The following is a 13,136-nucleotide window of genomic DNA, read 5'->3' as shown; positions in this document are numbered from 1 at the left end:
GAAGGTCTGCCCCAGACAGGAGCAGACCACTAGTTGCGGACGGGTCTCATTTCGAGCCGTTCACTTTGAGTCCATAGCCGTTCAGCCGTTTCGCTGGAAGTGGTTCTGAAGGGTCTGCGTGTCAAGCGGACTTGACACACGCAATGCTCGCCCGAAGGCACGGCGCCGGATGGCGGCATCCACGCACTCATGCGTACCGTGCACCCACGCGCCCCGTCCCGGCATCGCCGCCCGCTCGTCTACGACGAGCTGCGTATCGAAGGCCACGACTCTGGTGAGCGTGGCCCGGGGGGCACGTGCGCGGCACCCCACGCACGTTCGAACGGGTTCCATCCTACCCCCTCCCGCATCCCGAGCGGATGCCACACCGAGGCGAGGCCTCGGGGATCAGCTCTCCTCCAGGATGCTGTCGGGCTGGATGTCGATCTTCGCGCCGGTGAGTTTGGCGGCCAGACGTGCGTTCTGTCCTTCCTTTCCGATCGCCAGCGACAACTGGTAATCGGGGACGAGGGCGCGCACGGCCTTGGTCGAGGCGTCGAGGATGAAGCTGGAGGTCACCTTCGCCGGGGACAGGGCGTTCGCGACGAACGCGGCCAGCTCCGGGTTGTAGTCGACGATGTCGATCTTCTCGCCGCCGAGCTCCTCGGTCACCGCCCGCACGCGCCGACCGAGCTCACCGATGCATGCGCCCTTGGCGTTGATCGACGGGTCGGTGGCCATGACGGCGACCTTGCTGCGGTGTCCGGCCTCGCGAGCCAGCGAGACGATCTCCACGAGCCCCGACGCGATCTCGGGGACCTCGAGCGCGAACAGCTTGCGCACGAGCCCCGGGTGGGTGCGGGACACGGTGATCTGCGGGCCCTTCAGCCCCTTGGAGACGCTCGTGACGTACACGCGGAGGCGGGAGCCGTGGGGGTAGCTCTCGCCCGCCACCTGCTCCTCGGGAGGCAGGATCGCCTCGACCGTGCCGAGGTCGACGTGCACCATGCGGGGGTTCGGGCCCTGCTGCACGACGCCGGCGACGATGTCGCCCTCCTTGCCGCGGAACTCCCCCAGCACGGCGTCGTCGGCGATGTCGCGCAGTCGCTGGCCGATGACCTGCTTCGCGGCGAACGCGCCGATGCGACCGAAGTCCTCGGGGGTGGTCTCCTCTTCGCCGATGACGGCGCCCTCGTCGTCGAGCAGCGGCACGTAGATGGCCACATGACCGGACTTGCGGTCGAGTTCGACACGGGTGCCCTCGGGCAGCTCGCCGCTCGGGGAGGTGTGCTTGCCGTAGGCGGTGAGGATCGCCTGCTCGATGATGGCCACGAGCTCATCGAAGGGGATTTCCTTCTCGCGCTCGATCGTCTTCAACAGTCCGAGATCGATGTCCACGGTGTCCTCCCTATTCAGCTCTGTCGCGGTGCGCGAGTGGCGCGACCGCATCCCGTATACGTTACCGGATGCCGCGGGGGCCGACCTGGGAGCCCGCTCACCCGGGGCAGGTGTCGAACACCCGATCCGCGCGCTGCGCGCCCTCGGGGGTGTCGATGTCCGCCTCCAGCACCGTCTCGCTCCACCGCAGCATCAGCGGCAGCACCTCGGATCCCGGCTGCAGGATGTCCTGATGGTGCCCCCCCGGCACCACCCAGTCCATGACGCGTTCGCCGCTGTCGCACAGCTGCGTGACGAGACGGCGCTGCAGCACGGTCGGCAGCACCTCATCCTCGGAGCCCCACCCGACGAAGATCGGCGTTGCCCACGGGCCCTCCGGCACGTTGTCGGCCAGGCGATCGCCGAGGGCCCCCGTCGTCAGGTCGGAGACCGCGATCGGCTCGTCCTCCGAGAGGCCGAGCGCGGTGAGCGCGGAGACGACGACACCCGGTTCGCTCAGGCACCGCTGCGCCATTTCCCGCACCACCTGACGCGCGCCCGAGGCGACGTAGTCCTCGATCTTCACATCGGCGTAGGTCTCGGAATACGGCACCAGCACCCAGGAGACCATGACCGTCAGCAGCGCGCCGGCGCCGTCGGGGGCGGCGAGCTCTTCGGCCAGGGCCAGCGGGTCGGCAGCGGGGGCGAGCACCGCCGTGCCGCGCACGTCGATGCCGGGGGCGTAGTCCGGCGCGATCTGGGTGGTCCACAGCGCTGCGTGGCCGCCCTGCGAGTGACCCCACACGAGCGTGCGCGGCGACAGGGTGAGGTCGTCGAACTCCCCCGCCGCCAGCACCGCGTCCAGCGCAGAGCGCGCTTCGCCGCGCCCGATCAGGTACGGGAAGTCTCCCGGCGCACCCTGCCCGGTGTAGTCGGGGGCCACGACCACCCAGCCGTTGGCCACGGCGCGGTCGACGTCGGGGATGGCCCATCGGGTCGCGGTCCCACCGGCGAGGCTGGGCGCGCAGCCGCGCGCGACGCCGGTCGTGCCGTGGTTCCAGATGACGACGGGGCGGGGCTCGTCCGACGGTTCATCAGGGACGATCACGAGGGCGCTGGCCACGGCGGGGTCGCCGATGCTGGACCGCGTCGTGTAGAGGATGCGGCGGACGGTCGCGCCGGCGGGGGCGGCACCCTGATACGCGTCGGAGCGGATCAGGCGCCCGTGCCCGTCGGGCACCTCGGCCGGCGGGTCGTAGAAGGCGTCGACGACCGGCGCACCGTCGGCGAGCCAGCCGTTCAGCCAGGAGCCGCCGGCGGCGGTGATCACCAGCAGCAGCGCGACGGCATAGCGTCCGACGGCGGCCCACGTGCGACGCGCGCGGCTGGGCGGGGCGGGCGGCGCCGCGGCATCCTCCCGTCCGCCCGCGACGATGGCGCGGATGCCACGGGTGATGAGGCTCACGCCGAAGACGACGGTGCGCGCACCGAACAGCACCGCCACCACCAGCACGCTCACGTCGGGCCAGGTCAGCGCCAGCACGCCGAACACGATCTGCGCGCCGCCCCATGCCAGGTACAGCACACGCTGGCTGACCGTGCCGCGCAGCACCGCGTCGCCCAGCGACGCGACGCCGGCGATGATCAGCAGCACCGCGAGGGCGGCGGGCAGGAGGTCCAGGCGCTGGCCGAACCAGATGGCCACCGCGAGCCCGCCGACGATCCACGCGATCCCGAAGGCGCGGTTCCAGCGCCGCGAGCCGCGGGGCGAGAGCAGCTCCGCGATGCCCGCAGCCACGGCGCTGGCCCCGATGTAGACGGCCAGGAGCAGGAGCGAGGTGAGCGGGCGGAAGACGATGAGCAGGCCCAGCGCGACGACGATCACCCCGACGACGAGGAGCACGGGCGCGGGGGCGCGCACGATGAGACGCGGAAGGGAGGCCCAGCGGGCCCGCCATCCGCGATCTCGGCTGTTCACCCCGGAATCGTACCCGCGCGCACCTTCGCGAACCCTGCGTGCGCCTAGGCTGTGGCCGTGACCCACGCCACGCCACGGCGCGCCGCCCGAGAGATCGCGCGCCACCCCGCCGCGCGCATCGGCGCCCGCGCCGGCTACGCCGCGAACGGCGTGGTGCACGCCCTCATCGGGGCCATCGCGCTCGTGATCGCGCTCGGCGGCGACGGCGAGAGCGATCAGGCGGGCGCCTTCAAGGCGATCGCCGCGGCGCCGCTCGGTTTCGCCGCCCTGTGGGTGCTGGCGATCGCGCTGTGGGCGCTGGGGACGTGGCATCTGGCCGCCGGCGTGCTCGCCCGCGGCAAGGACGACGTCAAGGGCTTCGTCAAGAAGTGGGGACAGCGCATCTCGGAATGGGGCCAGGCGGTGATCTTCATCGCGCTGGGGTTCATCGCCGCCGCCGTGGCGCTGGGCGCCCGGCCCGATGCGGAGGGCACTGCCGAGGATGCCAGCCGGGGCGTTCTCGGCGTCCCCGGCGGCCCGTTCGTGCTGGGGCTCGTGGGCATCGGCATCGGCATCGGCGGCGTCGTGTTCGTCGTCATGGGCGTGCGGCGCAGCTTCCGCAACAAGATGGACATCCCCGCCACGGGGCTCGGGCGCGTGGCCACGACCCTCGGCGTCGTCGGGTTCATCGCCAAGGGCATCGCCCTCGCCATCATCGGGGTGCTGCTGACCGTCGCGGCCGCGACGACCGACCCGTCGGCGGCCGGAGGCCTCGACGGCGCGCTGCAGGCGCTGCTGGGCATGATGCTCGGCCCCACGCTGGTGGCAGCAGTGGGGATCGGATTCATCGCCTACGGCGTGTTCTGCGCCTTCCGGGCGCGCTACGCGACCCTGTGACCGGGTGAGGTCACCCCGGCGCCGTCAGTCGGTGAGCCGGGCGACGACGTCCGCCGCGGCCACGACCTCGCGCTCTCCGGTGCGACGGTCCCACAACTCCACCTGGCCGTCGGCGGCGCCGCGTCCCACGATGACGATGCGGGGCACGCCCACCAGTTCCGCGTCACCGAACTTCACCCCCGGCGACACCTTCGGACGGTCGTCGTACAGCACGTCCATGCCGGCGGCTTCGAGATCGGCCGAGACCTTCTCCGCGAGCTCGAACGCGGCGGCGTCGCGGCCCGTTGCCACGACGTGCACGTCGAACGGGGCGACGGAGGTCGGCCAGATGAGCCCCTTGTCGTCGTTGTTCAGCTCGGCGATGATCGCGAGGATGCGGGTGATGCCGATGCCGTAGGAGCCCATCGTGACGGTGACGAGCTTGCCGTTCTCGTCGAGCACCTTGAGCCCGAGCGCCTCGGCGTACTTTCGGCCGAGCTGGAACACGTGCCCGATCTCCATGCCGCGAGCCAGCTCCACGGGGCCCGAGCCGTCGGGTGCCGGATCGCCGGCGCGCACCGTGGCCACCTCGACGAAGCCGTCGGCGGCGAAGTCGCGTCCCGCGACGAGGCGCGCGACGTGCTTCTGGTCGATGTTGGCGCCGGTGATCCAGGAGGTGCCGTCGACGACGCGCGGGTCGAGCACGTAGCGGATGCCGGTGGCCGACTCCTCGCCGAGGATCGGACCCTTCTCCGACCACGGGCCGATGTAGCCCTTCACCAGCAGCGGGTTCGCGGCGAAGTCGGCTTCGGTGGCCGGCTCCACTGCGGCGGGCGCGAAGGCCACCTCGACGCGCTTGTCGTCGATGTCGCGGTCACCGGGAAGGCCGACGACGACCAGCTCGCGCGTGCCGTCGAGGTGCGTGAGGGCGAGCACCACGTTCTTGAGCGTGTCGGCGGCGGTGTACTCGCCGTCCAGGTGCGCGTTGCAGTGCGCGACGAGGGTGTCGATTGTCGGCGTGTTCGGCGAGTCGAAGATCACCGGCGCCGGCAGCCCGTCGAACGGGATCGGGTCGGGGGCGACCGTCGTGAACGCCTCGACGTTGGCGGCGTAGCCGCCGGCGGAGCGGACGAACGTGTCCTCGCCGACGGGAGTCGGGTGCAGGAACTCCTCGGAGCGGGATCCGCCCATCGCCCCGGCATCCGCCTGCACGATGACGTACTCGAGCCCCAGGCGCTGGAAGATGCGCTCGTACGCGTCGCGCTGCGCCTCGTACGAGGCGTCGAGGCCCGCATCGGTGTAGTCGAAGGAGTACGCGTCCTTCATCGTGAACTCGCGCCCGCGCAGGAGACCGGCGCGGGGCCGCGCCTCGTCGCGGTACTTGTCCTGGATCTGGTAGATCGACAGCGGCAGGTCCTTGTACGAGGAGTACAGGTCCTTCACGAGCAGGGTGAAGACCTCTTCGTGCGTCGGCGCGAGCAGGTAGTCGGCGCCCTTGCGGTCCTGCAGGCGGAACAGCGCGTCGCCGTACTCCTCCCAGCGGCCGGTGGCCTCGTACGGCTCGCGCGGCAGCAGCGCCGGGAAGTGCACCTCGTAGGCGCCGGCGGCGGCCATCTCCTCACGGACGATCTGCTCGATCTTGCCCTTGACCCGAAGCCCGAGCGGCAGCCAGGCGAACACACCGGGCGCCTGACGGCGGATGTAGCCCGCGCGGACGAGCAGCCGGTGGCTCGTGACCTCCGCATCGGCGGGGTCTTCACGGAGCGTGCGGAGGAAGAAGTGCGAGAGACGGGTGACCACGAGGGATCAGTCTACGGATGCCTCGCCTGTTCAGCAGATTCCGAGCGGGGGACGCGCGCTCGCACGCGCCGACGGCGTCAGCTGGTGCGGGAGTATTCCGGCACGGAGACCGCGGTGAACGAGGAGCAGGCCCGCACGTCGCAGATCGCGCATTCGGTGCCGCGGCGGTAGTGCTCGTGCGCTTCCCGGTGATGTCCACACGCGCACATATCGGACTCCGGCTGAGTCGACTTCCGTGTCTTTCGCATGTGCAGTGCCTTCCTCGGCCGACGGAACCCCGGAGTGGATTCCCGGACGGTCCCTGTCCTCCCAGACAGCCGTTTGATCCCATTGTGGACCTCATTTTCTGAATGTCCACCGAATGGGGGACGTGACGCGCCGAAAGTGGAGAAATGTCCCCCTAATGGCCGACACGAATGGCGGAATTACGCCTTCTGTCCACCGAAGAGGGGACAGGTTTCGGCCCGTGCGTTACGAGAGTCATCGGTAGCGTTCACACGGATGTAACACCCGGCGGCAACGCTCGAACCATCGACTCGGAGCATCAGAGCCCCGACCGGGTACCTCCTCGAGAGGACACGACACCGGTGTTTCAGTGCGGCGCCAGATGCGCCGCCGGCTCCGAGTCCGTGCCCTCACCCATCACTGTTATTCATTCGCGCTCCCCCGACGAAAAGGCGACCATCACCGTGACTTCCCCCCACCCCCGCGTCTCGATCATCGTCCCCGCCCGCAACGAGGCGCGGAACCTCGAGATCGTCCTGCCCATGCTCCCCGACGTCCACGAGATCATCGTCGTCGACGGCCACTCCGTCGACGGCACGGCCGAGGTCGCGCGGCGGGTGCGCCCCGGCGTGGAGGTCATCACCCAGACCCGCAAGGGCAAGGGCAACGCGCTCGTGTGCGGCTTCGAGCACGCCACCGGCGACATCATCGTCATGTTCGACGCCGACGGCTCGGCCGACCCCGACGAGATCCCGCGCTTCGTCGAGGCGCTCGTCCAGGGTGCCGACGTGAGCAAGGGCAGCCGCTACATGCTCGGCGGCGCGAGCGAGGACATCACCTTCCACCGCAACCTCGGCAACCGCGGCTTGAACCTGCTGACGAACATCCTGCTCGGCACCCGCCACTCCGACCTCTGCTACGGCTACAACGCGTTCTGGCGCCGCATCCTCCCCTCCCTGGAGCTGCCGGCCGCCGACATCCCCGGCGCCGAGGGCCAGATGGTGTGGGGCGACGGCTTCGAGATCGAGACGCTGCTGACCTGCCGCATGGCGGAGAACCGCCTGCACGTGGTCGAGGTGCCCAGCGTCGAGCTGCCCCGCATCCACGGCGAGAGCAACCTGAACGCCATCACCGACGGACTGCGGGTGCTGCGCACCGTGCTGGACGAGCGGATCAAGCGCTGGGGTCGCCGCCGCCGCACCGGCAGCGTCACGGTGGCGCCCGTGAGCGTCGCCGCCTCGACGCCCGCCGCGGAGCGCGTGGAGTCGATCGGCCGGTGATGTCGGTCAGTGTCGTCATCTGCGCGTACACACTGGACCGCTGGGACCAGCTCGCGCTGGCCATGGGTTCCGTGGCAGCGCAGGGCAGCGCCGACGAGACGATCCTCGTCGTCGATCACAACGACGAGCTGCTCGAGCGCGCCCGCGCCCGGTGGCCTGAAGCCCGTGTGATGGCCAACGAGGGGTCCCGCGGCCTCTCCTCCGCCCGCAACACCGCGCTGCGCGTCGCCGAAGGCGAGATCGTCGCCTTCCTCGACGACGACGCCGCAGCAGATCCCGGCTGGCTCGACACGCTCGTCTCCGGCTTCACCAGCGAGTCCGTCGTCGCCGTCGGCGGCAGCGCCGTGCCGATCTGGCCGGGCGAGGCACCGGCGGTGCTCCCCGACGAGCTGCTGTGGATCGTGGGATGCAGCTATCGCGGCCTTCCCACCGAACCCGGTCCGGTGCGCAACGTCATGGGGTGCTCGATGGCCTTCCGCCGTGTGCCGCTCATGGCCATCGGGGGCTTCAACGCCGACACCGGGCGCGTGGGAAAGCTCCCGATCGGCTGCGAGGAGACCGAGGCGTGCATCAAGCTGCGCCAGGCCGACCCGACGAGCGTGGTGCGCTATGAGCCGTCGGCGAGTGTGCGCCACCATGTGAGCGCCGACCGCGTGCGCATGGCGTACGTCGCGCACCGCAGCTGGTGCGAGGGACTGTCCAAAGCGGGCATCGCGCGTACCGTCGGTCGCGCGGACGCGCTCTCGGCGGAGTCGACCTACGCGACGCGGGTACTGCCTGCTGCGGTGTGGCGGGAGCTGCGGCGCGGACCCCGGGGTCTGCCTGCAGCCACCGCCATCGTGCTCTCCCTCGGCCTCGCCGGCGCCGGGTACGTCCGTGGCCGGGTGGCGCGCGTGCGCACCGGCGGCCCTCGCGCCTCGCTGACGGAGAAGGCTCCGGCATGACCGCGGCCTCCCGCACGCTTCCCGTCGCCCCCCAGGCGAGCGCCGAAGTGGGGCAGCGCATCACGCGCGACTCGCTGTGGCTCTCCTCGGGGTACGCCGTGACGTCGCTGTCGGGGTTCGTCTTCTGGATGCTCGCGGCGGTGTGGATCCCGCAGACCCAGCTGGGTCTGGAGGCGTCCGCACTGTCGATGATCATGGCCGCCTCGGCGCTGGCATCCAACGGGCCCGGCAGCGCGCTCGTGGTCATGCTGCCGCTGGGCGGCCCGGCCGCCTGGTCGGTGCTGCGCCGCGCGTACGCCGCCACCGCGGTCATCGCCGCGGTGTGCGGCGCGGGCGCTGGCGTGCTCGTGGCGCTGGTGCTCACACCGGCATTGCCGTTCGCGGTGACCGTCGTGGCGGTGATGGTGTGCACGGTCGTGTGGGCGCTGTTCAACGTGCAGACGCAGGCGCTGGCCGGCGCCGCCGACGCTCGCGGCACCCTGCTGGTCAACGGTGCCGCGAACCTCGTCAAGCTCGCTCTGCTGGCGGTGTTCGCCTTCGGCGCGCCGTGGATGCCGCATCCTCTCGTGACGGCCACGATCATCCCGGCCGCGGCGGCCATCGCCGTCGGCGCGTTCGCGCTCGTGCCCCGCGCACTGCGCCGTGAGCAGGCGCGACGCCCCAGCACGCGCACCTGGGATGCCGCCACGGCGCGTGCGTTCGGGCTGTTCACCGCCCAGAACGCCGTCGCGGTCGGCATCGTGATGTGCGCGGGCCTGTCGCTGTCTTTCGTGGTGACGGCACTGTCCTCCCCCGCCGAAGGGGCCGTCTTCGCCATCGCCTATCAGTTCAGCGTGGCGCTGGACCTCGTGGGCGTGGCCGTCGCGACCGCGCTGGCCAAGAGCGCCGCCGCCGATTTCGCCCCCAGCGCGGGGCTCGCCCGCTCCTACATGCTCAAGGTGCTGCTGGTGGTGGGGGTCCTCGGCGTCGCCGCGACCGTCGCCACACCGCTGCTGTTCCTCATCGCGGGGCGGGAGTACTCGCCGCTGTACGGCATGGCCGTCGTCGGCGCGCTGGCTCTTGCGAGCATCATCCGTCCGGGATTCGACATCTGGTCCGCGCTCTCCCGCGCGCGGCACCGGGTGCGCCCCGTCCTCTGGAGCAACCTGCTCTACGTTTCCATCCTGTTCGGCGTCGTGCTGTTGCTCGTCCCCACACTGGGGGCTCTCGGAGCCGCACTCGCCATGGTCTGCGGCGTCACGGCACTCGCTGCCGTGGGAGCCGTCGGACTCCGCCGCGTGCGTGACCTTCCCGCACGCGCCTTCGACCCGAAAGGTGTTGCCGCATGACGACACTGACCTTGACCGCCGCGATGCCGTTGCACGGCGACGTGGACCGACGTGACGCGATCTGGGTGGGCCTGGTCGAGGTCACCGACCTCGACGAGTCCATCGACACCATCGCCGTCGACCAGGGCGACCTGTTCGATCGGGCCCGGCTGCTGGTGCGCGAGCGCGGCGCTGTGCGCGGCTACGTGACCCTGCCGCTCACCGACGGCACACTGGATGCCGCCGCGGTGCGTTCCGCGGTCGCGGGGCTCCCCGTCGTGCCGCCGGCCACGCGTCCCGCCCCGCTTCCCATGACGGTCGTGGTGTGCACGCGCGATCGCGCCGGTCTGCTGCGGGACGCCCTGGAGGCGATCCGCGCCATCGAATACCCCTCGTACGAGGTGGTCGTGGTCGACAACGCACCCGCCACCTCCGAGACCCGCGACCTGCTCGCGGCGGAGTTCCCCGGCTTCCGCTATGTCCGCGAGGATGCCGCAGGACTCTCGCACGCCCGCAACGCCGGCCTGCACGCCGCTGCCGGGCAGGTCGTCGCGTTCACCGACGACGACGTGGCCGTGGACCCGCAGTGGCTGTGGGCGATCGCGGCCGGGTTCTCACGCGGCGAGGACGTCGGGTGCGTCAGCGGTGTGGTGCCCACCGGCGAACTGCGCAACGAGGTGCAGGCGTACTTCGACGCCCGCGTCAGCTGGTCCAAGCTCACCACCGCCCGCGAGTTCCGGCTGAGCGATCCACCGGCAGATCTGCCGATGTTCCCCTTCTGCGTGGGCGAATTCGGCACCGGCGCGAACTTCGCGGTGCGCCGCGACGGCATGCTCGCCCTCGGCGGGTTCGACACCGCCCTCGGTGTCGGCACGCGGACCAAGGGCGGCGAGGACCTCGACATGTTCCTGCGGCTGCTCTACGACGGTCAGGCGATCGTCGTCGAACCGGCGGCGCTGGTGTGGCACCGCCATCGCGCCGATCTCGACGCCCTCACGGCGCAGGCGATCGGCTACGGCCGCGGCTTCGGGGCGTGGGCGACGACCGTCGTGCTCGACCCCCGCATGCTGGGCGCCGCCCTGGCACGCTCCCCGCGCGCCTTCGCGCGCCTGCTGAACAAGCCCATGTCGACCGTCGACGACACCCCCACCTCCTCGGCCCTGTCCGCCGAGTCGAAGCGCGTGGGCCGCAAGGAATTGGCGAGCATCGTCGGCGGACCCGCGAGCTACTTCGCCGAGCGACGCGCTCAGCGCGAAGCCGGAACACTCGCCGGGCCGGCCTCGCGCGGCCCCGCGATGGAGCGGCGCTGCTGGGCTTCGCTGGCGGGCATCGGCGGGGTGTTCGGACTGCTCGGTCTGCTGCCGTTGCCGTCGGCACTCTCCCTCGCCTTCGTGGCACTGTTCATCCTGATCGGGCCCGGTGCCCTCGTCCGGGCGTGGGTGGTGCTGCCACCCCACTTCGCCCCCATCGTCATCCCCGCCATCGGCATCTCGGCGCTGCTGCTGCTGACCACCGGCATCGTCTACGCGCAGTGGTGGAACCCCCTGCTGTGGCTGTTCGCCCTGGCCGGGGCCACGTGCCTCGGCGCCGTCGTCTCGTTCGGTGCGAGGAGGACCGCATGACCATCACCGCCCCCCGCACCGACCTCGCCCCCGCCCGCCCCGAGCCGACGCGCACGTCCCGGCCCTGGCTGCTCCCCACCATCGCGCTCGGCCTCGCCGTCGCCGGGTGGCTCATCGCACTGCCGTCGCTGCGCGACGCCCCGTGGCATCTGTTCGGACTCCTCGCCGCGGCGAGCCCGCTGTTCCCCATCTCGGTCGCGCTCGCGGTCATCGCGTTCTGCCTGGCGATCGCGCTGCGGGCGACCCGCACCGCGGGCGTGGCGCTGGTGGCGACCATCCTCATGACGCGCCTGCCCACCGCGATCTCCACCGACGCTCCGCTGTACTCGTGGACGTACAAGCACTTCGGCCCGATCGACTACATCCAGCGCTTCGGCACGGTCGATGTGGACGTGGACATCTACCACAACTGGCCCGGCGCCTTCTCGTTCATCGCGTGGCTGAACACCGTCACGGGCTCCGAGACGATCGACATCGCGCAGTGGTTCGCGGTGGGCTCGCAGCTGGCCGTGGCCGCCGCGATCTTCTTCCTGGCACGCACCTACGGGCTGAACCCCGCCACCGCGCTCGTCGCCGCCTTCGGCGCGCACGCGGTGAACTGGGTCGCCCAGGACTACTTCTCCCCGCAGGCGATCGCCTTCGCCCTCGGCATCGTCGTGGTCGCGCTCATCCTGGCGTCGGTCAAGACGAGGGCGGCAGCCTGGGTGGCGGTGCCGATCTTCGCGGCGATCGTCGTCACCCACCAGCTCACGCCCTACTGGCTGCTGGCGGCGGTGCTCCTGCTGACGGTGCTCGGGCGCGTGCGCCCCCGCTACATCGTGATCGTGTTCGCCGTGATCGCGATCGGCTACATGCTCCTGCACATGAACGTGCTCAGCCAGTTCGGCCGACTGCTGAACTTCGACTTCCTCAGCAACATCCTCACGCCCTCCGCGCGCAACGAGACGCTCGGAAACCCCAGCATCGGTCAGCTCACGAACTCGTGGGCGGCCCGTGGCGTGACGCTGCTGGTCTGGGTGTCCGCGGGACTCGTCACGGTCGTCCGGCTCCTGCGCCGGCGCGACCAGTGGCGAGACACCCTCGTGCCCGCCATCGTGGCGTTCTCGCCCGCACTGATCCTGGTCGGCCAGGGCTACGGCGGCGAGGCGATGTTCCGCGTGTTCCTGTACTCGATCCCCGGCTGCATGCTGATCCTCGCGCCCGGCATCACCCGCATGCTGCGTGGCGAGCTCGTGCGCGCGCGCCGCGGTGCACAGGCGGGGATCGCCGCTCTCACCGTGGTGGCCTCGCTCACCTCGATGCAGGCCTACTACGGCGGCTGGTTCGCCAACCTCGTCACGCCCGAATCGGTGCGCCTGACCACCGAGGTGCTGCGCAACGAGGACCCCTCCACGCTCACCATCGGTGTCGCCCCCGGCGCCCCCGGACGCCTCGTGGCCGAGTACGTCGACTTCGTGGCGGCCGACGAGCTGTTCGACTCCGGCATCGACATGTGGCTGACGTCCTGGCCGGGGTGGGAGACGGAGCAGTTCGCCGACCCGCGACGCGTCACCCGTCTCACCGACAGCCTCGTGTGGGAGCGGCGCCCGGCGCTCGTGGTGATCACCCAGCAGATGCGGGACTACAGCACCTACTACGGCACGTTGCCCGACGGCGCGCTCGAGCGGTTCGAAGGCATCCTCGAGGACGACCCGCGCTGGGAGCTGGTGCACCGCTCCGACGAGACGCTGGTTTACCGCCTCGACCTCGGTGCGACGAGGCTGGGCTGA

Annotated in this window: 10 protein-coding genes; 6 read left to right on the top strand and 4 right to left on the bottom strand. The window is 71.0% G+C overall.

What is annotated here, in order from left to right:
- Positions 1-81: 81 nt before the first annotated feature.
- From ACFVR6_RS14275 to ACFVR6_RS14265, 3 genes are all read right to left on the bottom strand, one after another.
- A complete protein-coding gene (locus tag ACFVR6_RS14275) occupies positions 82-333 on the bottom strand; it encodes a YlxR family protein (protein WP_386964158.1) in 252 nt (83 codons plus the stop codon).
- Positions 334-387: 54 nt separating this feature from the next.
- On the bottom strand, positions 388-1,377 hold the full coding sequence (gene nusA / locus ACFVR6_RS14270) for a transcription termination factor NusA (RefSeq protein WP_386964372.1): 990 nt from the start codon (positions 1,375-1,377) through the stop codon (positions 388-390).
- Between the two features lie 97 nt (positions 1,378-1,474).
- Positions 1,475-3,334, bottom strand: a complete 1,860-nt coding sequence (locus ACFVR6_RS14265) for a lipase family protein (RefSeq protein WP_386964156.1) — start codon at positions 3,332-3,334, stop codon at positions 1,475-1,477.
- A 57-nt stretch (positions 3,335-3,391) separates the two neighbouring features.
- Between ACFVR6_RS14265 and ACFVR6_RS14260 the strand changes: the two genes are divergently transcribed.
- On the top strand, positions 3,392-4,210 hold the full coding sequence (locus tag ACFVR6_RS14260; RefSeq protein WP_386964154.1) for a DUF1206 domain-containing protein: 819 nt from the start codon (positions 3,392-3,394) through the stop codon (positions 4,208-4,210).
- A gap of 24 nt (positions 4,211-4,234) precedes the next feature.
- On the opposite strand, the gene ACFVR6_RS14255 is transcribed toward ACFVR6_RS14260, so the two are convergent.
- Positions 4,235-5,989, bottom strand: a complete 1,755-nt coding sequence (locus ACFVR6_RS14255; protein WP_386964152.1) for a proline--tRNA ligase — start codon at positions 5,987-5,989, stop codon at positions 4,235-4,237.
- A gap of 689 nt (positions 5,990-6,678) precedes the next feature.
- On the opposite strand from ACFVR6_RS14255, the gene ACFVR6_RS14250 reads away from it, so the two are divergent.
- Genes ACFVR6_RS14250 through ACFVR6_RS14230 form a run of 5 tightly spaced genes read left to right on the top strand, consistent with a single transcriptional unit; the run spans position 6,679 to position 13,136 of the window.
- Positions 6,679-7,494: a glycosyltransferase family 2 protein gene (locus ACFVR6_RS14250; RefSeq protein ID WP_386964150.1), complete on the top strand. Its 816-nt coding sequence runs from the start codon at positions 6,679-6,681 to the stop codon at positions 7,492-7,494.
- Complete coding sequence (locus ACFVR6_RS14245) at positions 7,494-8,438, top strand: glycosyltransferase family 2 protein (RefSeq protein ID WP_386964148.1); 945 nt, start codon at positions 7,494-7,496, stop codon at positions 8,436-8,438. Before ACFVR6_RS14250 ends, ACFVR6_RS14245 begins: the two co-directional genes overlap by 1 nt.
- A complete protein-coding gene (locus ACFVR6_RS14240; RefSeq protein ID WP_386964146.1) occupies positions 8,435-9,766 on the top strand; it encodes a hypothetical protein in 1,332 nt (443 codons plus the stop codon). The genes ACFVR6_RS14245 and ACFVR6_RS14240 overlap by 4 nt, the downstream gene beginning before the upstream one ends.
- Positions 9,763-11,367 (top strand): glycosyltransferase family 2 protein, encoded by a 1,605-nt coding sequence (locus ACFVR6_RS14235; protein ID WP_386964144.1) that lies wholly within the window; start codon positions 9,763-9,765, stop codon positions 11,365-11,367. The genes ACFVR6_RS14240 and ACFVR6_RS14235 overlap by 4 nt, the downstream gene beginning before the upstream one ends.
- Positions 11,364-13,136 (top strand): hypothetical protein, encoded by a 1,773-nt coding sequence (locus ACFVR6_RS14230; RefSeq protein WP_386964142.1) that lies wholly within the window; start codon positions 11,364-11,366, stop codon positions 13,134-13,136. Before ACFVR6_RS14235 ends, ACFVR6_RS14230 begins: the two co-directional genes overlap by 4 nt.

It is taken from the genome of Microbacterium sp. NPDC058021, assembly GCF_042885955.1.
In the GTDB taxonomy this organism is placed as follows: Bacteria; Actinomycetota; Actinomycetes; order Actinomycetales; family Microbacteriaceae; genus Microbacterium.
This window is presented reverse-complemented; position numbering and strand designations above follow the sequence as displayed.